The following is a 17,565-nucleotide window of genomic DNA, read 5'->3' on the forward strand; positions in this document are numbered from 1 at the left end:
TGTGGCAGAGCCGCGACGGTCCCGCCCGCTGCAACCGACCCACATCCCACAGCCCACTCCCCACACCCCCCGTTCAGAACAGCGCGGCCCGCACCTGTGCCAGCGTCTGCGCGGCGACCTCGCGGCCCCGCTGCGTGCCGCCTCGGAGGAGGTCCACGACGGCCTGCGGGTCCCTGGCGTACGCGGCGCGCCGCTCGCGGATGGGAGCCAACTCAGCGTCCAGCACGTCCAGCAGGTGCCGTTTGACGGTCACGTCGCCCAGCCCTCCGGCGCGGTAGTGGTCCTTCAGGGCCTGCACGCGGGCGGCGTCCGGGTCGAAGGCGTCGAGGTACGTGAACACTGGGTTCCCCTCGACCTGCCCGGGGTCCGCCGCGCGCAGGTGGGCGGGGTCGGTGAACATGCCCATCACCTTGCGCCGCAGTTCGTCCGGCGGGTCGCTCAGGTACGCGGCGTTGCCGAGGCTCTTGCCCATCTTCGCGTGCCCGTCCAGGCCCGGCAGGCGCGGCGACGCGGACAGGAGCGCCTGCGGCTCCACCAGCACGTCCGTGCCGTCGGCGGCTGGCCCGTACAGCCCGTTGAAGCGCCGGACCACCTCGCGCGTCAGTTCCAGCATGGGCAGCTGATCCTCCCCGACCGGGACGACCTGCGCGCCGAACGCCGTGATGTCGGCCACCTGCGCCGCCGGGTAGATGAAGAACCCCGCCGGGACCGCCTCCCCGAATCCTTTCTGCGCGATCTCGGTCTTCACGGTGGGGTTCTGCCGCAACTTCGACACCGTCACGAGGTTCAGCAGGTACACGGTCAGCTCGGTCAGTTCCGGCACACCCGACTGCCGCACGAACGTCACCCGCGCCGGGTCCAGTCCCACGCCCAGGTAGTCCAGCATCACCTCCGGGACGTTCCGGCGCAGCACCTCCGGCCGGTCGAAGTGATCGGTCAGGCCCTGCACGTCCGCGACGAGCACGAACACCTCATGCGAGTCCTGCAGCGCCACCCGCGAACGCAACGATCCCGCCAGGTGTCCCAGGTGCAACCGGCCCGTCGGGCGGTCCCCGGTCAGCACGCGCGGCCTCTCCCCTCTTCCATTACCTGTATTCGACATGCTCCACTCCTCCACGAGAGACATGAAAAAAGCCGCGCCCGGACACTGAATCCGGGCGCGGCGCGACGATGAACGTCAACAGGCGAAGGCACCCGGATCACCGGGCCACCACACCTGCACGACAACGCTCATGCGCCGCAGCATGCCGCACGAGGGGACTGGGAAACATCCGCCAGATGGCGAGGGGGGAAAGTGGGTTGTGGGCTGTCGGTTGTGGGCACAGCATCCACGCCCCACAACCCACAACCCACGTCCACACCCCGTTTATTCCCAGTTCAGGATGACTTTGCCGCTCTGGCCGCCGAGCATGGCGTCGAAGCCCTGCTGGTATTCTTGAATGGGGTAGTGGTGGGTGATGATGGGGGTCAGGTCCAGGCCGGACTGGATGAGGGCGGCCATCTTGTACCAGGTTTCGAACATCTCGCGGCCGTAGATGCCCTTGATGGTCAGCATCTTGAAGATCACGCCGTTCCAGTCGATGTCCACGCGTCCGGCGGGGATGCCGAGCAGGGCGATCTTGCCGCCGTTGTTCATGACGTCCACCATCTGCGCGAAGGCGGGGCCGGACCCGCTCATTTCCAGGCCGACGTCGAAACCTTCGGTCATGCCGAGTTCGGTCATGACGGTGCGGAGGTCCTCGTGGGCGACGTTCACGGCGCGGGTGACGCCCATCTTCCGGGCGAGGTCCAGGCGGTAGTCGTTGATGTCGGTGATGACGACGTTGCGCGCGCCGACGTGCCGGGCGACGGCGGCGGCCATCACGCCGATGGGTCCGGCGCCGGTGATCAGGACGTCCTCGCCGACGAGGTCGAAGCTCAGGGCGGTGTGCACGGCGTTCCCGAAGGGGTCGAAGATCGCGGCGATGTCGTCGGGGATGTCGTCGGGGAGTTTGAAGGCGTTGAAGGCGGGCAGCACGAGGTACTCGGCGAAGGAGCCGGGGCGGTTCACGCCGACGCCCAGGGTGTTGCGGCACAGGTGGCGGCGTCCGGCGCGGCAGTTGCGGCAGTGCCCGCAGGTGACGTGGCCCTCGCCGCTGACGCGGTCACCGATCTGGAAGCCGCGGACCTCGCTGCCGATCGCGGCGACGGTGCCCACGTACTCGTGCCCGACGATCATGGGGACGGGGATGGTCTTCTGCGCCCAGGTGTCCCACTTGTAGATGTGCACGTCCGTGCCGCAGATGCTGCCCCTGCGGACCTTGATCAGGATGTCGTTCGGGCCGGGCGTGGGCACCGGCGCCTCGGTCATCCAGATGCCCTCCTGGGCGTGCTGCTTGCTCAGGGCGCGCATGGTGTCCGGCAGGGTCGCGCCGGGGGTCGGGGTGGCGGGGTCGTGGGTCACGGGGGCAGTTCTACCCCTGCGCGGCCCGGGGTGCAACGGTCCGGGCCGCGTGGACTGGACGCCGCGCGGGCCTCGGGCAGGCTTAATGAAACGTGTGCGCCTCCGCGCGCGCCCCGGCGTAGGCTGGGACGCATGATCAAGTACCGCAAGCAGAATCCCCTGGAACCCGAGAAGGACGCCGAGGTGACCGTGAACCTCACGCCACTGCTGTTCTTCGCCGTGGGTTTCGTCGCGGTGCGCGCGCTGATCCGCACCGTCAAACGCAGCTGAACCCGTCCCGGACCTGACGGCCCTCAGGGACGGGCGGGGGTGCGCTACGCTGTGCGCCATGACACAGCCCGCCCCGCAGCAGTTCAAGAGTGCCCAGAGTGGTCGCCTGGTCGTCCCGGGCTGGATGAATCTCGTGCCCGGCAAGGCGGACGGGGTCGAGATCCAGCTGGATGTCGCCGCAGCCGACCTGAACCGCGCGCAGGCCAGCCTGCTGATCGAGTACTGGGCGACGCCGGACGACCTGACGCTTCAGAGTGTCCTGCCGGTGCGGGCCTTCAGCGCCGCCAGCGAGGGCTGGTGCGCGTTCGTGCCGCCGCAGGGCCGCGTGCTCGTGCGCGCCATCGACCCGCAGCCGAACCCGCCGGTGCTCGCCAGCCACTGGATCAACGTGGATCCCGCCACGCCCGCCGGGACGACCGTGAATGTGGCGGTGCAGTTCCCCACGGCCCCGTCCCCCATTCAGACCCTGCTGAACCAGTGACGGCCCACACCCCCCTGACCCGCGAGGAGATCGCCGGGGTGGAGTTCGACTGGTTCGCCACCGACCCGAACGGGCGTCTGGCTCAGTTCCTGGCCGCGGGGGACGACACCGTGCCCGCGGCCGCGCTGGCCTCCGAGGAGCTGCTGGAGGCCACGCACGTCTGGCTGGATACCCGCCCTGAGACGGAGGACACCAACGCGCCCGCCGGGGGCTTCGACGAGCACCTGTGTGCCCCGCAGCGGCGGGGGGCGTTCGTGTACGACCACGTGCCCGGAGAGACCGGCGTGTACCGGCTGGTGGCCGCGCCCCGCATGCCGGTCACGCTGGATGCCCTCCCTACGCACCTCCAGGCGTATCTGGGCACGCTGCGGCTTCCGGTGGCGTTCGGGGCCGCGCGGCTGTTCATCGGTCCGGACGGCCACGCCCAGGCCCTGACGGACTGACCCGCCCCACCCCCCGGAGCGTGGGCGGCGCTACAGTGGCCCGGTGAGCAAGTCCCCGCTGGGCCAGCCGCCCGCCCCACCCGAACTGAACATGACCTTCGAGGACGCCGGGCCGCCCGACGCGCCCCCACCCGCCAGCCCGAAGAAGTCCCTGCGGGCGAACACGATCATCGTCATGCTCGGCACGCTCGGCTCCCGCCTGAGCGGCATCGTCCGGCAGCAGATCATCAACACCTTCGCGCCCGCCCTGACCGACGCGTTCACGGTGGCCGTGAAGGTCCCGAACCTGCTGCGGGAACTGCTGGCCGAGGGCGCGCTGGTGAACTCGTTCATCCCGGTGTACAAGACCCTGGACCCACAGGGCCGCCGGGAGCTGGCGCAGGCGTTCAGTGGCGTGCTGATCGCCGTGAACCTGCTGCTGATGGCCGCCGGGATCTTCGCCGCGCCGTGGATCGTGGACCTGCTGCTGGCCAGCAATTCCAACGTGGACCGGGACCTGACGCTGTTCATGACGCGCATGCTCATGCCGTTCCTGATGCTGATCAGCCTGTCGGCCATCGCCATGGGGTTGCTGAACGCCGACGAGCACTTCCGCGAGAGCAGTTTCGCGCCCGTGGCGTTCAACATCGCCAGCATCATCGCGCTGATCCTGCTGCCGCACAGCGCGACGTGGCTGGCCTTCGGCTGGCTGCTCGGCGGGGTCGCGCAGCTGGTCGTGCAGCTGCCCGCTCTGAACCGCTTCGGGCTGCTGCCCACGCCCAGCCTGAAGGGACACCCGGCGGTGGGGCGCGTGCTGAAGCAGATGGCGCCGTTCACGCTGACCGCCGGGGCGCGGCAGATCCTGAACGTGTACGTGACGAGTCTGCTGTCGAACGCGCAGCAGTTCCCGAAGGGCACGCAGACCGGGTACAGCAACGCCGAGGCGCTGTTCACGATGGTCAACGGCCTGTTCGTCGTGTCGCCCGTCCTGGCGGTCTTCCCGCGCTTCTCGCAGGCGGCCGCCGAGAAGGACTGGGCGCAGTTCCGCGCGCTGACCGCCAGCACCATCCGCACCACGACCTTCCTGGCCGCCCCCATGAGTGCGCTGCTGATCGCGCTGGCACCCTTCGCGGTCAGCATGATCAACCTGACCCCACCGAGGGGCGTACAGGAACTGGACAAGTTCGCGGCGGGCAGCGGCATCCTGTTCGGCTGGGCGCTGGCCCTGGTACCGTGGGCGCTGGTGACGGTGCTGCTCCGCACCTTCTACGCGCGGGAACGCACGCGGGAGGCCGTGACGATCAGCGCCATCGGCTTCGTGCTGGAGGTCGCCCTGTACCGCCTGCTGGTGCCACCGCTGGGATTGATCGGCTTCGGGCTGAGCACCACCATCAGCGGGCTGCTGATGACGGCGGCCCTGATCTATCTGTACCGCCGCGCGGTGGGCTTCCCCACGCGCGAGGTCACGGGGCACCTGCTGCGCGTCGTGCCCCTGGCAGCCGTCTCGGGAGGCGCGGCGTGGCTGATCGCCCGCGCGCTGCCGATTCAGCCGGGCTTCATCCTGACCAGCATTCCCGTGCTGGCCCTGGCGGGCGGGACGGGCCTCGCCGTGTACCTGGGCGGCGCGCTCGCCCTGCGGATGCCGGAGGTGGCTGCCGTCACACGGCGACTCAAGCGGTAATCGGGTTGTGGGCTGTGGGAGAACATCCCTACAACCCACACCCCACGTCCTACAACCCCCTACAGTCGGATGCCGAGCAGCGCGTAGCCGAGCAGGGCGAGTTTCTCCCGCAGGATGTACTGGCGGCTGGTGTGGGGGCTCAGGGGGCTGGCGCTGACGTTGGCGTTCATGTTCAGGGCGCGGGCCAGGGCGAGGGCGCGGGGGGCGTGGGCGGCGTCGGTGACGAGGGTGACGGGGGTGCCGCCGGGCAGCTGGGCGCGGGCGTTCTCGAGGTTCTGGACGGTGGTGCGGCTGCGTTCCTCGGCGATCAGGGCGCCGCTGGGAACGCCGTGCTGGTGCAGGTAGGTAGTGCCGACGCGGCCTTCGGTGTAGCGGTCGCCGGGCTGGCGGCCGCCGGTCACGACGACCTGCCGGACGTGGCCCTGCTGGTAGAGGCTGAGGGCGTGGTCGAGGCGGCGCTGGAAGGCGGGGCTGGGCCGTCCGTCGTACTGCGCGGCCCCCAGGACGATCAGGGTGGCGTTGGGGGCAGCGGCGGGAAGCTGGAGGGGGGGCGCGGTCAGGAAGCCCGTCAGGAGGAGGGCGGTGACCGCGAGGGGAATGATGGAGAGCGTGGCGCCCCGGGCTCGCATGCGGGCAGCGTAGCATGAAGAAAATCTGAATCCTGAGGACTTTCTCGCGTGGGGCCGGGGCGTCCGGGACGGGGTCCGTTCATAAGGGGGTATTGCTCCTCTTCTTCCGGAAGCTTCTGCGGGGGCGTGCTACGCTCACCCCTGACTTCTTTCGGGGAGCACCACTGCCTATGCCCAGATCCTCTGCCCACACGCTGGTTATCGTCGAGTCGCCTGCCAAGGCCCGCACCATCGAGAAGTACCTCGGAAAGGGGTACACGGTGGAGTCGTCCATCGGGCACATCCGTGACCTGCCGAAGAGCGCCTCGGACATTCCCGAGAAGTACAAGGGCAAGGCCTGGGCGCGCCTGGGGCTGGATATCGAGAATGACTTCCAGCCGCTGTACGTGGTGTCGCCGGAGAAGAAGGCGCACGTGGCGAAGCTGCGCAAGCTGGCCCAGGACGCCGACGAGATCATCCTGGCGACCGACGATGACCGTGAGGGCGAGAGCATCGCATGGCACCTGTTCCAGGAGTTGAAGCCGAAGGTGCCGGTGCGGCGCATGGTGTTCCACGAGATCACGAAGGAGGCCATCCAGGCCGCGATTGCCGCGCCGCGTCAGATCGACACGAACCTCGTGGAGGCGCAGGAGGCCCGCCGTGCCCTGGACCGCCTGTACGGGTACGAGGTCAGCCCGGTGCTGTGGAAGAAGGTCGCGCCGAAACTGTCGGCGGGGCGGGTGCAGTCGGTGGCGACGCGCATGCTGGTGCAGCGTGAACGCGAGCGCATGCGGTTCGTCAGCGCGACGTGGTGGGACCTGCTGGTCACGGCGAAGACGGCGGCCGGGCAGAGCTTCCCGGCCCGCCTGACGGATCTCGCGGGGCAGAAGCTGGCGCTGGGCCGTGATTTCGACCCGCTGACCGGGCGACTGAAGGACGGCGTGGCCGCCCGCCTGCTCACCGAGGCCGAGGCGCGCGCCCTGGCCGACGGGCTGGCCGGGCAGCCGCTGACCGTGACGAGCGCGGAGGAAAAACCCTTCACGCAGCGGCCCTACCCGCCGTTCATCACGTCCACGCTGCAGCAGGAGGGCAGCCGCAAGCTGGGCTTCGCCGCGACCCGCACGATGCGCGCCGCGCAGCGCCTGTACGAGCAGGGCTACATCACCTATATGCGCACGGACTCCACGAACCTCTCCGAGGAGGCCGTGAAGGCGGCGCGCTCGCAGGTGGCGCAGATGTACGGCGCGAACTACCTGTCCCCGCAGCCGCGCGTGTACACGAAGAAGGCGAAGAACGCGCAGGAGGCCCACGAGGCGATCCGTCCGGCCGGGAGCAGCTTCCGCACGCCCGACAGCCTGAAGACCGAACTGTCCGGCGACGAGTGGCGCCTGTACGACCTGATCTGGAAGCGCACGGTCGCCTGTCAGATGGCCGACGCGCGTGGCCGCGGACTGCGCGTCCGCCTGGGCGGGAAAGCGCAGGGGGGCGAGGACGTGGCCCTGAGCGCGTCGGGCCGCACCATCGACTTCCCCGGCTTCCTGCGCGCGTACGTGGAGGGCAGCGACGACCCCAGCGCCGCGCTGGAGGACCGCGAGACGCCCCTGCCCCCCCTGAGCGAGGGACAGCGCGTGACGGCCGACGGTGCGAAACCCGAGGGGCACGAGACGCAGCCGCCCGCCCGCTTCACGGAGGCCAGTCTGGTGCAGTCGCTGGAGGCCGCCGGGATCGGGCGTCCCAGCACGTACGCGAGCATCCTGGGCACCATCCAGGACCGCGGGTACGCCACGAAGAAAGGGCAGGCGTTGGTGCCCTCTTGGACGGCGTTCGCCACGAGCGCGCTGCTGGAACACCACTTCGGGACGCTGGTGGACTACGACTTCACCGCGAAGATGGAAGAGGACCTCGACGAGATCGCCGGGGGCCGCGAGAGCCGCGTGCCCTACCTGAAACGTTTCTACCTGGGGGATCAGGGGCAGGGCATGGCGCTGAAACCCACCATCGAGCGGCAGATGGGTGAGATCGACGCGCGCGGCATCGCCACCATCCGCGTGCCGAAACTGGAGGGGAGCGGCGTGGAGGTCCGCGTGGGCCGCTTCGGGCCCTACATGGAACGCGGCGAGCAGAAGGCGAACCTGCCCGAGGACCTCGCGCCGGACGAACTGACTGCCGAGAAGGCCGAGGAGATCCTCGCGCGGCCCAGCGGCGACCGGCCCCTGGGCACCGACCCGGACACCGGCCTGCCCGTCATGGCCCGCGCCGGGAGGTACGGGCCTTACGTGACGCTGGGCGACACGAACCCGCCGGCACGCAGCGCCAGCCTCTTCCCCGGCGACGACCTGGGCACCCTGAGCCTGGAGCGCGCCCTGCAACTCCTGACCCTGCCCCGACTGGTGGGCAGCAGCGAGGGCGAGGAAGTCTGGGCGTTCAACGGCAAGTACGGCCCATACCTGAAACGCGGGAACGACAGCCGTAGCCTTGCCACGCACGAGCAGCTGTTCACCGTGACGCTCCCCGAGGCGGAGGCGCTGTTCCTGCAACCGCGCTTCCGGGCACGTGCCGCCGCCGCCGGACCGCTGCGCACCTTCGAGTTCCCGGGCCGCGCCGCCATCCAGCTCAAGGACGGCCGCTTCGGACCGTACCTGACCGACGGCGAGCGCAACGCCACGCTGCGCAAGGGTGAAACACCGGAAAACCTGACCGCCGAACGCGCCCTGGAAATTCTGGAGGAACGCGGCAAGGAACCCAAGAAGAAACCCGGCAAGACCGGGGCGACGAAGAAGGCCGCGCCCAGGACCGGCACGAGCAAGACCACCGCGAAGGCCGGGGCGAAGAAACCCGCCGCCAGCAAGACAACCACCAAGAAACCGGCCGTGAAGAAGCCAGCCGCGAAAGCCGCGCCCGCCAAAGCCACGTTCACCTGGGCGGACCTGCAATCCCACCTGGGCGTCCTGAGCGACCCCGAACGCCGCCTCGTGACCGCCACGCGCGGCGAGGGTCGCAAGGTCGAGGACGTCGCCCCGGAACTCGGCCTGGACGTCAAGAAAGCCAAGGGCATGGCCCTCCAGGCCAGCAAGAAACTCAATCAGGCCGCGCGCGGCAAGTAGACCTTCACCCGACCACGTCCCGCCACCTCATCAGGAGGTCGGCGGGACTCTGTATCCGGGCGGCCGGATCAGGAGCAGTCGCCTGAGCGATGAGTGCCGCGAGGCCACCGGGAAGCGCATGCCGGTCGGTGCAGATCGCCAGCATGCGGCCCAGGTTGAACACGGTCGTCCGACCGTCAATGAGCGCGCCACGCGTGAACTCCTCGGGGGCCATGAAGCGGGTCGAGCCGGGCAGGCGACCCACCTCGTTGCGGTACGGACCGCGCCGGTAGCATTCCAGGTCCATGAAGCGGATCTCCCGCGCGGCGAAGTCGTACATCAGGCACCCGTCATAGAAGTCCCCCGCCACCCAGCCGTGCCGCGCCAGCAGGACGTGCAGGTCGATGATCTGCCCCAGGGCGGCCAGGATCTCCGACAGGGGCAGCGCGCGGAAGCGGGCGTGGGCCTCCTGCGGGTGATCCCGCCGCCCGGCCGGGGCGCGCAGCAGGTCGCCGGGAAACCACGGCTGGATGACTGCGATGCCGTCCGCGCCCTCGTGGACGCGCTGCACGGGAATCAGGGCGGGGTGCGAGACCTCCAGCTGCACCGTGGCAGCGCGGCGCAGGGCCGCCACGCGCGCCGCGAAGGTCGTACCGCCCGGACTGGGGTGCGCCGCTCCGGCGGTCTTCACGAACAGCCGCTCGCCTCCCGGCGTCTGCACCCCGTACGAGACGTGCCCGGAATCCTGCGTGCGCTCACCGAACACCTGAAAGACCGTACCCAGCGATGACAGCAACTCCGCGGTGGTGAGGTGATCCGACATCCGACGAGTGTAGTCGCAGGCATTGGTCGTTTCCTGGCCTTCTGCCCCCGCGCGGGCCGGGGCGTGATATGACGTGCGGCACTGTGACGCCCGTGAAACCTGACGTTCCTCAATCCCTGCATCTGGCGCGGCTGGCGCAGGGCAGCCCCGGCGAGTGGGTGCGGCTGCCCGGCGGGCGCGTGCGCGTCGTGAACCTGTCCGGCACCCTGACGGGGCCGGCCGAGACCGGCTGGCTGGTGTGCCTGAGTGGCGAGGCGGTCGTGGACCTGCCACGGAGCAACTTCGTGCGTCTGCGTCCCGCCGAGGGGTACCGCGTCCGCGCGGAGGAACCCTGGACGACGTTCGGGACGAAGGACGGCACGGTGCTGATCCTCACGCCGGACGAGTAAGCAGAACGCGCCCCAGCTGAACCGGGGCGCGTCTGCGTCGACCTTACTTCTTGCGTTTGGCGGCCTTCGCGGCTTCCTTCGCGGCCTTCTGGTCGGCCTTCTGCTTCTCGGCCAGTTCGCGGCCCATGTCCTCCATGAGCTGCGCGCCCTGGGCGTCCACCGTGCGCTGGAGCTCCAGCAGGGTCGTGGCGACCATGTTGTGCAGGACGCGCTCGACGGGCACCCGCACCCACTTGTAGCGGACCTTGCCGTTCACGGTCAGGGTCACCTCGGTCCCGCCGGGCATGGGTTTGAAGATCCAGCCCTGCGTGAGCTTCTCCAGCGGGCCCACGTGCCGGACGCTTTCCCAGCCGCCGCGCTGGGGGGCCTGAAGCTGCCCGTACTTCGCGGTGAAGCTCAGGCCCAGCAGGCGGCGCGTGAACTTGAAGCGCACCAGGGCGTTGTTCGCGAGGCGGCCGCCCTCGCCCTCGTACTCGGCCTTGGCGAGGTTCGGGTCCCATTTCGCGCGGCGTTTCGGCTCCAGCGCGAGGCGGTACAGGACGTCCGGGCGGGCACGGACCACGATCGTCTGCTTGATGTGAATGGACTCCGACATGCCCCGACACTGTAGCGCGTTCCCGGTCAGGCGCGCGTCCCGCCCTCCACACCGCTTACGCTTCGCCGGTCAGGGCAGCCCCGGTCAGTGCAGATAGTCCCGCGCGGGCAGATGCGTGACCCGCAGGTTGAACCGCTCGGCGGCGCCCACACCCGCCAGACGCCCCAGGTCCACCCGCGCCGCCCGGTACTGTTCCGCCGTCCACTGCCACTTGTAGAACGCCTGATAGAAGCCCATCACCTCGGCCCCCACGTCCAGGGTGTCCGCCGTGTTCACTAACACCTCCGGGTACGGACTGGCGGGCGCGAAGTACTGGTAGAAGCGCACCGGCTCCCGCCACGCGTCCAGGCGGCGCACGTCCTCGCCACTCTCGGGCGCGGCGTCCCCGCTCAGGTCCGGCGCGGGCGGCATCGCCACGCCCCCCGCCTCGTTGATGATCTTCGGGATGCGCGCCAGCGTGATCGCATCGAACGCGATCTTCGCCGTCATCCGGTGATCCGGGTGCGGGTGATCGTCACTCCAGGTGATCACCGCGTTCGGCCGGAACTGCGCGTACAGCCGCGCCAGTTGCAGCGCCTCGGCGCGCCCGCCCGTCATGCGGCTGTCCCCCATGTCGAAGAAGTGATACCGCGCCCCGATCCGCTCGGCGACCCACGCGCCATGCTCGCGCCGCACGCGGGTCACCTCCTCGTGCGAGGTGTCCCCGAACTGACTGGCCAGTTCACCCAGCGTCGTCCAGACCAGCAGCACCTCGTCCCCGCGCGCCGCGTGCTTCGCCAGCGTCCCGATGCACCCGATCTCGTCGTCCGGGTGCGCAAACACAGCCATGATCCGCATGCGGGCAGCATACCCCCCGGCTGCCCCCTCGACAGTGGGGGGCGGCAGCTCCCCGTTCCGGCTGCGTCCCTCCCGGACACCGCACCGGGACGGACTCCACCTTCACGGACAGCTGCCCGGTGCCTGCTCACTCCGTTCGGGGTGACCCGGTCACCCGGCAGCCTTACTTCAGAAAGCGGATGCTGAGGGGATAGTGGTACGCCTGCCCCGCGCTGACCCGCACCACCGCCAGGATCATGAACACGAACGGCACCACGCTGACGATCAACAGCACCGGCAGGAACATCAGGAAGAACGCCCCGAACGACCCCAGGAACGCGAACGCCCCCACGTCCGGCGCGCCCGCCGCGGCCCCCACCGCGCCGCCCAGCAGACCCAGGCTGAACAGCACGAACGCCAGCACCCCCAGCATCAGCGAGTACAGCCACCAGCTCAGCTGGAAGTTCAGCGCCTCCTTGCCCTGCTCGTCCAGCGCGCGGCTGCGGTCCCGGTACGCCAGCCACGCCACCAGCGGCCCCAGCAGGTTCCCCACCGTCGGGATCAGGAACCCCGCCAGCGGCGACAGGTGCGTGACGATCGCGGGCGTGCGGTCCGGTTCGGGAATGGTCAGCGGCGAGCGGATCATGCTTGACAGTACGGGCCGCCCCTCCCTACAGTTCCCAGAATGTCGCGCCCGCACCGCCCCCAGACCGCCGCGCAGAAAGCGCAGGCCGCCGCGCGCGACCGCCTGCCCATCAAGGCCGGCATCCAGCCAGGCGAACCCATCACCGGGGAGAACGTCGAACTGTACAGCGACGGCGCGTGCGACACCCAGGCCGGACACGGCGGCTGGGCCACCATCCTGAATTACAAAGGCAAGGAACTCGTCCTGAGCGGCCACGAGGAAGGCACCACCAACAACCGCATGGAACTGCGCGGCCTCCTCGAGGGCCTGAAGGTCCTCAAACGCCCCTGTCAGGTGCGGGTCGTGACCGACAGCCAGTACCTGCGCAAGGCCTTCACGGACGGCTGGATCCTGAAGTGGCAGCGCAACGGCTGGAAGACCGCCGGGGGCGACCCCGTGAAGAACCAGGACCTGTGGGAGGAACTCATCGCGCAGGCCCGCACGCACGCCCTGACGTTCGTGTGGGTCAAGGGACACGCCGGGCACGGCGAGAACGAACGCGTGGACGAACTCGCCGTGCAGGAACGGAAGAAACTCCGGCGGAAGTAAATCGGGATGGACCGCCTGCACCTCTGGCCTGAGCCACTGCGGGCACATGCTTTCGGCCTGATCACGCCTCGCGCGTGAGGGTGCAGCGGGAGCGGCGGCGGTCCCAGGGGCTGGGGATTTCCTGGACGTGGAAGCCGCTGCGGCGGTAGAAGTCGGCGGCGTCATCGTCCGTCTCGGCGGTCAGGGTGTGCAGGTCCAGGGTGCCCATCAGGGCGTGCAGGAGGGCGCGGGCGTATCCCTGCCGGGCGTGGTCGGGGTGCGTGCCGATGTGCCGGACGGTGCCGTGTGCCCCGTGGACGGTGAGTGTGGCGGCGCAGACGACCTGCCCGGCGACCTCCCAGGTGTGCAGGTGCCAGTCGGGGTCTGTGCGGGCGCGGTGCAGCGCGGCCTGGATGCGGGCCGGGTCGGGGGACATGGCGCGGGTCAGGAGGGCGTCCGTGTCGGGGGTGGGCGTGGCGTGCAGGCGCAGCATGGGGTCAGGGTAGGGGTCAGCGGGGGCGGGTCAGCCATCTGGCCCAGTTCCCGGCGCGCAGGGCGGCGCGCCACCCGGGTGGGGCGAGATCGGCGACGTGGGTGAGGTCGGCGGCGCGGTCGAGGCCGTCGGGGAATTCGTGCTGGCCGAAGCCGCCGTCGAGATCACTGCCGAGCCCGATATGGTCCCACCCGGCGACCGCGCCGAGGTGCGCGAGCATGGCGCGGGTGTCGTCGCGGGTGGCGGGCGGGTGGCCGCGCTGCCAGCCGGGGCGCAGGAAGCCGCTGTACAGCACGGCGCCGATCATGCCGCCGCGCGCGGCGACGGCGCGGAGCATGTCGTCGCTCAGGTGGCGGTCGGTGGGGACGCGGGCGCGGGCGTTGCTGTGGCTGGCGATGACGTCCCCGGTCAGGTCCAGGGCTTCCCAGAAGGCCTGTTCGGCGAGGTGGGAGGCGTCGAGCGTGACGCGCTGCTCGTGCATGGCGCGTATGAGGTCGCGGCCCGCGTCGGTGAGGCCGCCGGGCGTGCCGGTTCCGGCGGCGTAGCGGGTGCGTTTCCAGGCGGGGCCGATGATGTGCACGCCGGCGTCCACCCAGAACGGGAGGTCGTCCGGGGTGCGCAGCGCGTCGGCGCCCTCCATGAGCAGCACGACGCCGGTGGGCGTGCCGTGCGGGTCGAGGGCCGCGGCGTGCAGGTGCGCGGCGACGTCCGGGCCGGGGGTCAGGAGGCGCACGAGTCCGGCGTCCTGCCAGCGGCGGTAGGTGTCCAGCTGCGTGAGTGCCTGGGCGCGGGCCTCGGCCGGTGTGGTGTACCCGCCGGGCGCGGCGTCGCCGCGGGGCAGGCAGAACAGCGTGCCGAGCACCAGCGCGACCCGTCCGGCGCGCAGTTCGGGCAGGGTGACGGTGGCGACGTCGCGCGCGCCGGGCCCCTCGCGGCGGCGCAGGTCGTCCAGCGGGAGGGTCAGGTCGCGTCCGGCGAGGACCGCGTTGTACGCGAGGTCCAGGTGCCCGTCGATGACCAGTCCGGCGGCGGCGACGCGGGCGGGCAGGTCCGGGAGGGTCACGCGGTGCGGGGGCGGTGGCGCAGGTCGCCGGGCGCGGGGCGGCGGAGGTCGTCCAGTGCGGCGTCGATCACGTCCCGGTGCGGGGACAGGGTGCAGACCGGGTCGGCGTTGCGGGCGTCCCCGGTGAGCAGGAACGCCTGGCAGCGGCAGCCGCCGTGGTCCACCTCGCGTTGCGGGCAGGTGCGGCACGGTTCGCGCATCCAGTCGGTGCCCCGGTACGCCTGGAACAGCGCGGAGTCGTACCACACCTGTTCCAGAGAGGTGGCGCTGACGTTGGGTGGCACGTGGTCCGGCAGGACGTACGCGGCGGGGCACGGCAGGGCGCGGCCGTCCGGTCCGACGATCAGGTGCGTCTGGGCCCAGCCGCCCATACAGGGCTTGGGCGCGGTGTCGTGGTAGTCGGGGACGACCCACTGCACGCTCAGCTGCGGGTGCGCGGCGCGGAAGGCGGTGACCTGCGCCTCGGCGTCCCTCAGCGCAGCGGCGTCCGGCAGGAGGTGCGCGCGGTTTTCCAGTGCCCAGCCGTAGTACTGACTGTTGGCGAGTTCCAGGCGTTCGGCCCCGGCGTCCAGCGCGAACTGCAGGATGTTCCCGACCTCGCCGAGGTTCAGGCGGTGCAGGACGGCGTTCAGGACCAGGGGCGTGCCGCTGGCGCGGATCAGCGCGGCGGCCTCGTGCTTGCGCTTCAGGAAGTCCCCGCCGCAGATGCGCCGGGCGGTCGCGTCGTCCAGGGACTGCAGGCTGAGTTGCACGGCGTCCAGGCCCGCGCCGAGCAGGTCGTGCAGTCGGCGTTCGCTCAGGCCGACGCCGCTGGTGATCAGCGTCTGGTACAGGTCCAGGGCGCGTCCGGCGCGCAGCAGGACGCTCAGGTCCGGGCGCAGCAGCGGTTCGCCGCCGGTGTGCAGGACCTGCAGGACGCCCATGGCCTCGGCCTCGCGCAGGACGCGCCGCCAGTCCTCGGTGCCCAGTTCGCGGGCCGCGCCGAGCAGCTGCACGGGGTTCGAACAGTACACGCACTGCAGCGGGCAGCGGTGCGTGAGTTCCGCGATGAGCGCCAGGGGGGGCGCGGGCCGGGGCCGGGCAGAGGCGGCGCGTGGGGTGTCCAGCAGTCCGGTCATGGCGCGCCGCCCTGGGTCGGGTCGGCCTGCGGCAGGTCGGCGCCGGGCGGGTCGGGGTCGGCCCTCGCGGCCGGGTGGATCCACCCGGCCGCGAGGGCCTCGGTCAGGAAGTCGCGCACGTCGGCACGCAGTTCGTGCGGGTCGGCCTGCGGGTAGCGGGCGAGCAGTTCACCGGTCAGGTCGTCCAGGCTGCGGCCGTCGCACAGGCTCAGGATCTCGTGCGCGGTGCCGTTCAGTTCCGTGACCTCCTCGGCGCGCAGCAGCACGAAGCCGCCGCGGGCGTGGTCGGCGCGCAGCCGCGCGCCCCGCGCGAGGTTCAGGCCGCTCACGCACCCACCTCTGCCGCGAGGTGCTGGCCCGTGAGCGGCCGGGCGGCCGCCGGGGGCCGCGCGGCGTCCAGACTGTCGAGCAGACTCCAGAGGACCTCGCACTTGAACTGCACGGCCCGCACGATCCGCCGCTGGTCCTCGTGGGTGCGGGTGTGAGCGCGCAGCAGGGCCAGGGCGCCGCTGGCCTCCACGCCGGCCTGCGTGGCGCGGCTGCGGAAGTACGCCAGTCCCGCGGGTTCCACCCAGGGGTAGTGCGTCTCGAAGGCGACGGTCCGCACGGGCATGATCCGGTGCGCGTACAGTTCCGTCAGGGAGGACGCCACCCCGTCGAACCACGGCCGGTCCCGCACGAAGTTCACGTACGCGTCGGTCGCGAAGCGCGCGCCGGGGCGCAGCAGCGCGTGCGTGTCGAGCGTGTCGCGGCCCAGGCCGACGGCGCGGCCCAGCGCCCGCCACGCCTCCAGCCCGCCCTGGCCGGGGGCGGGACCGTCGTGGTACTGCACGCGGGTCAGCCACTCGCGGCGGGCGTCCTCGGGCAGTTTGGCCATCAGCAGGCTGTCCTTGACCGGAATGCACTGCTGGTAGTAGTAGCGGCTGGCGACCCACTCGCGCAGCTCGTCGGGGCTCAGCTGCCCGGCATGCATGCGGGCGTTGAAGGGGTGCAGGTGGTGGTAGCGGCGGGCCAGCAGGGCCTCCAGGCGGCGTTCGAGTTCCGCGTCCGTCCACAGGTCGGCGGTCACAGGGCCACGCTCCAGCCGTCGTCGGCGACGTCCAGGCCGTGCTCGCGGATCCAGGCGCGTTCTGGGCTGTGCGGATCCAGGGCGGGGTTGGTGTTGTTCAGGTGGGTGTACAGCTTGGTGCGTGCCGGGAGGTGCGCCAGGGCGCGGGCGGTGTGGCAGATGGGCAGGTGGCCCATGGACGCCGCGTCGCCGCCCCCCAGGCCCAGGCGGGGCAGTTCGTCCGGGTGGTAGAAGGTCCCGTCGAGCAGCAGCACGTCGGCCTCGCGCAGCAGGTCCAGCACCGGGCCACTGAGGGTGCTGAGACTGGGCGCGTACACCAGCGTGCGGGTCGGACCGCGCAGGCGCAGCGCGCAGGTCGCGGCCTGCTCGGGGCGGCGGCCGTGGTGGTAGCGGGGCGTGTGGTCATCCAGCGGCACCCAGGTGACCTCCACGTTCCCGAAGTGCAGGGCCGCGCCGGGCGTGGCGACCTGTGGCGTGACCTGCGCGTAGCGGCCCAGCAGGCGGCGTACCGGGAACTGATCGTCCAGGATGGCGTGCACGCCGGGCGTGGCGTACAGCGTCCAGGCGCTGCCCTCACGCAGTTGCAGCAACCCCAGGGTGTGGTCCAGTTCCGCGTCGGTGAGCAGCACGCCCGACAGGGGCGTCTGACGGCCGCGTGGGGGACTCAGCAGGGTCATGTGCCAGGACACGTCCGGGGACGCGTCGATCAGGAACCAGTGGTGCCCGTCGGGCGTGAAGGCCGCGCTGGACTGCGTTCTGGGCGGCAGGACGCCGTCGCGGACCTGCGCGCAGTTGCGACAGCCGCAGTTCCACTGCGGGACGCCGCCCCCGGCGGCCGTGCCGAGCAGCTGAAACGAGGGTTGAGGAGCGGTCATGGGCACCTGCCTGCGGGGAGCGCACCGGCCCGCCCACCTGCAGAGGAGCCAGGGAGGGGCGGGCCGCGTCGGGGTGGGGCCGCGTTCAGCGGCGGTGGGCGTACGCGGTCACTTCACAGCACA

General features: G+C 71.0%; 20 protein-coding genes. 7 read left to right on the forward strand and 13 right to left on the reverse strand.

From position 1 onward, the window contains the following. Positions 1-73: 73 nt before the first annotated feature. Positions 74-1,102 carry a tryptophan--tRNA ligase gene (trpS, locus tag DEIGR_RS11920; protein ID WP_058978692.1) on the reverse strand — a complete coding sequence of 343 codons (1,029 nt, stop codon included), beginning with the start codon at positions 1,100-1,102 and terminating at the stop codon, positions 74-76. A 264-nt stretch (positions 1,103-1,366) separates the two neighbouring features. Continuing rightward, positions 1,367-2,392, reverse strand: a complete 1,026-nt coding sequence (gene tdh, locus DEIGR_RS11925) for an L-threonine 3-dehydrogenase (RefSeq protein WP_058978694.1) — start codon at positions 2,390-2,392, stop codon at positions 1,367-1,369. A 183-nt stretch (positions 2,393-2,575) separates the two neighbouring features. Between tdh and DEIGR_RS21075 the strand changes: the two genes are divergently transcribed. The 4 genes from DEIGR_RS21075 to murJ all read left to right on the forward strand — a co-directional run bounded on the left by DEIGR_RS21075 (position 2,576) and on the right by murJ (position 5,297). After that, a complete protein-coding gene (locus DEIGR_RS21075) occupies positions 2,576-2,713 on the forward strand; it encodes a hypothetical protein (protein WP_169796854.1) in 138 nt (45 codons plus the stop codon). A gap of 58 nt (positions 2,714-2,771) precedes the next feature. Beyond that, complete coding sequence (locus DEIGR_RS11930) at positions 2,772-3,194, forward strand: hypothetical protein (RefSeq protein WP_058977532.1); 423 nt, start codon at positions 2,772-2,774, stop codon at positions 3,192-3,194. Beyond that, positions 3,191-3,637, forward strand: coding sequence for a hypothetical protein (locus tag DEIGR_RS11935; RefSeq protein ID WP_058977533.1), 447 nt, complete (start codon positions 3,191-3,193; stop codon positions 3,635-3,637). The genes DEIGR_RS11930 and DEIGR_RS11935 overlap by 4 nt, the downstream gene beginning before the upstream one ends. A gap of 91 nt (positions 3,638-3,728) precedes the next feature. Next, entirely contained in the window at positions 3,729-5,297 is a 1,569-nt protein-coding gene (gene murJ, locus DEIGR_RS11940; protein WP_058978696.1) for a murein biosynthesis integral membrane protein MurJ, read from the forward strand. A gap of 59 nt (positions 5,298-5,356) precedes the next feature. Here murJ and DEIGR_RS11945 read toward each other — a convergent pair whose 3' ends face one another. Next, complete coding sequence (locus DEIGR_RS11945) at positions 5,357-5,926, reverse strand: YdcF family protein (RefSeq protein ID WP_058977535.1); 570 nt, start codon at positions 5,924-5,926, stop codon at positions 5,357-5,359. A gap of 170 nt (positions 5,927-6,096) precedes the next feature. Between DEIGR_RS11945 and topA the strand changes: the two genes are divergently transcribed. Further along, positions 6,097-9,009, forward strand: a complete 2,913-nt coding sequence (gene topA / locus DEIGR_RS11950) for a type I DNA topoisomerase (RefSeq protein WP_058977537.1) — start codon at positions 6,097-6,099, stop codon at positions 9,007-9,009. Positions 9,010-9,013: 4 nt separating this feature from the next. Here the strand turns inward: topA and DEIGR_RS11955 are convergent, their stop codons facing one another. After that, the gene (locus tag DEIGR_RS11955; protein ID WP_058977539.1) at positions 9,014-9,811 is read right to left on the reverse strand and encodes a serine/threonine-protein kinase; all 798 of its coding nucleotides are present in this window, start codon (positions 9,809-9,811) and stop codon (positions 9,014-9,016) included. A 92-nt stretch (positions 9,812-9,903) separates the two neighbouring features. On the opposite strand from DEIGR_RS11955, the gene DEIGR_RS11960 reads away from it, so the two are divergent. Beyond that, entirely contained in the window at positions 9,904-10,200 is a 297-nt protein-coding gene (locus DEIGR_RS11960) for a hypothetical protein (protein ID WP_236704738.1), read from the forward strand. A gap of 43 nt (positions 10,201-10,243) precedes the next feature. Here DEIGR_RS11960 and DEIGR_RS11965 read toward each other — a convergent pair whose 3' ends face one another. From DEIGR_RS11965 to DEIGR_RS11975, 3 genes are all read right to left on the reverse strand, one after another. Continuing rightward, a complete protein-coding gene (locus DEIGR_RS11965; RefSeq protein ID WP_058977543.1) occupies positions 10,244-10,795 on the reverse strand; it encodes an SRPBCC family protein in 552 nt (183 codons plus the stop codon). Positions 10,796-10,879: 84 nt separating this feature from the next. Beyond that, positions 10,880-11,632: a PIG-L deacetylase family protein gene (locus tag DEIGR_RS11970; protein ID WP_058977545.1), complete on the reverse strand. Its 753-nt coding sequence runs from the start codon at positions 11,630-11,632 to the stop codon at positions 10,880-10,882. 163 nt (positions 11,633-11,795) lie between these two features. Continuing rightward, positions 11,796-12,257, reverse strand: coding sequence for a DUF4870 domain-containing protein (locus tag DEIGR_RS11975; RefSeq protein ID WP_058977547.1), 462 nt, complete (start codon positions 12,255-12,257; stop codon positions 11,796-11,798). A gap of 39 nt (positions 12,258-12,296) precedes the next feature. Between DEIGR_RS11975 and rnhA the strand changes: the two genes are divergently transcribed. Beyond that, the gene (gene rnhA, locus DEIGR_RS11980; RefSeq protein WP_058977550.1) at positions 12,297-12,845 is read left to right on the forward strand and encodes a ribonuclease HI; all 549 of its coding nucleotides are present in this window, start codon (positions 12,297-12,299) and stop codon (positions 12,843-12,845) included. A gap of 61 nt (positions 12,846-12,906) precedes the next feature. On the opposite strand, the gene DEIGR_RS11985 is transcribed toward rnhA, so the two are convergent. The 6 genes from DEIGR_RS11985 to pqqB are packed head-to-tail and all read right to left on the reverse strand — an operon-like array spanning position 12,907 to position 17,442. Then, positions 12,907-13,317 carry a GNAT family N-acetyltransferase gene (locus DEIGR_RS11985; protein WP_058977552.1) on the reverse strand — a complete coding sequence of 137 codons (411 nt, stop codon included), beginning with the start codon at positions 13,315-13,317 and terminating at the stop codon, positions 12,907-12,909. Positions 13,318-13,333: 16 nt separating this feature from the next. Beyond that, entirely contained in the window at positions 13,334-14,380 is a 1,047-nt protein-coding gene (locus DEIGR_RS11990; protein WP_236704739.1) for a dipeptidase, read from the reverse strand. Beyond that, entirely contained in the window at positions 14,377-15,498 is a 1,122-nt protein-coding gene (pqqE, locus tag DEIGR_RS11995) for a pyrroloquinoline quinone biosynthesis protein PqqE (protein ID WP_058977554.1), read from the reverse strand. The genes DEIGR_RS11990 and pqqE overlap by 4 nt, the downstream gene beginning before the upstream one ends. Next, positions 15,495-15,827 carry a pyrroloquinoline quinone biosynthesis peptide chaperone PqqD gene (pqqD, locus tag DEIGR_RS12000; protein WP_058977556.1) on the reverse strand — a complete coding sequence of 111 codons (333 nt, stop codon included), beginning with the start codon at positions 15,825-15,827 and terminating at the stop codon, positions 15,495-15,497. Before pqqD ends, pqqE begins: the two co-directional genes overlap by 4 nt. Further along, positions 15,824-16,567: a pyrroloquinoline-quinone synthase PqqC gene (pqqC, locus tag DEIGR_RS12005; RefSeq protein ID WP_058977558.1), complete on the reverse strand. Its 744-nt coding sequence runs from the start codon at positions 16,565-16,567 to the stop codon at positions 15,824-15,826. The genes pqqD and pqqC overlap by 4 nt, the downstream gene beginning before the upstream one ends. Continuing rightward, positions 16,564-17,442: a pyrroloquinoline quinone biosynthesis protein PqqB gene (gene pqqB, locus DEIGR_RS12010; protein ID WP_058977561.1), complete on the reverse strand. Its 879-nt coding sequence runs from the start codon at positions 17,440-17,442 to the stop codon at positions 16,564-16,566. Before pqqB ends, pqqC begins: the two co-directional genes overlap by 4 nt. Positions 17,443-17,565: the final 123 nt, after the last annotated feature.

This window comes from Deinococcus grandis (assembly GCF_001485435.1).
Taxonomy (GTDB): Bacteria; Deinococcota; Deinococci; order Deinococcales; family Deinococcaceae; genus Deinococcus; species Deinococcus grandis.

What these genes read in the sequence shown, in the direction of transcription:
- trpS (WP_058978692.1), bottom strand. Translation starts at nt 1,102, where the DNA reads ATGTCGAATACAGGTAATGGAAGAGGGGAGAGGCCGCGCGTGCTGACC.
- DEIGR_RS11945 (WP_058977535.1), bottom strand. Translation starts at nt 5,926, where the DNA reads ATGCGAGCCCGGGGCGCCACGCTCTCCATCATTCCCCTCGCGGTCACC.
- DEIGR_RS21075 (WP_169796854.1), top strand. Translation starts at nt 2,576, where the DNA reads ATGATCAAGTACCGCAAGCAGAATCCCCTGGAACCCGAGAAGGACGCC.
- DEIGR_RS11955 (WP_058977539.1), bottom strand. Translation starts at nt 9,811, where the DNA reads ATGTCGGATCACCTCACCACCGCGGAGTTGCTGTCATCGCTGGGTACG.
- murJ (WP_058978696.1), top strand. Translation starts at nt 3,729, where the DNA reads ATGACCTTCGAGGACGCCGGGCCGCCCGACGCGCCCCCACCCGCCAGC.
- tdh (WP_058978694.1), bottom strand. Translation starts at nt 2,392, where the DNA reads ATGCGCGCCCTGAGCAAGCAGCACGCCCAGGAGGGCATCTGGATGACC.
- DEIGR_RS11930 (WP_058977532.1), top strand. Translation starts at nt 2,772, where the DNA reads ATGACACAGCCCGCCCCGCAGCAGTTCAAGAGTGCCCAGAGTGGTCGC.
- DEIGR_RS11985 (WP_058977552.1), bottom strand. Translation starts at nt 13,317, where the DNA reads ATGCTGCGCCTGCACGCCACGCCCACCCCCGACACGGACGCCCTCCTG.
- pqqB (WP_058977561.1), bottom strand. Translation starts at nt 17,442, where the DNA reads ATGACCGCTCCTCAACCCTCGTTTCAGCTGCTCGGCACGGCCGCCGGG.
- rnhA (WP_058977550.1), top strand. Translation starts at nt 12,297, where the DNA reads ATGTCGCGCCCGCACCGCCCCCAGACCGCCGCGCAGAAAGCGCAGGCC.
- pqqE (WP_058977554.1), bottom strand. Translation starts at nt 15,498, where the DNA reads ATGACCGGACTGCTGGACACCCCACGCGCCGCCTCTGCCCGGCCCCGG.
- DEIGR_RS11965 (WP_058977543.1), bottom strand. Translation starts at nt 10,795, where the DNA reads ATGTCGGAGTCCATTCACATCAAGCAGACGATCGTGGTCCGTGCCCGC.
- DEIGR_RS11975 (WP_058977547.1), bottom strand. Translation starts at nt 12,257, where the DNA reads ATGATCCGCTCGCCGCTGACCATTCCCGAACCGGACCGCACGCCCGCG.
- DEIGR_RS11970 (WP_058977545.1), bottom strand. Translation starts at nt 11,632, where the DNA reads ATGCGGATCATGGCTGTGTTTGCGCACCCGGACGACGAGATCGGGTGC.
- topA (WP_058977537.1), top strand. Translation starts at nt 6,097, where the DNA reads ATGCCCAGATCCTCTGCCCACACGCTGGTTATCGTCGAGTCGCCTGCC.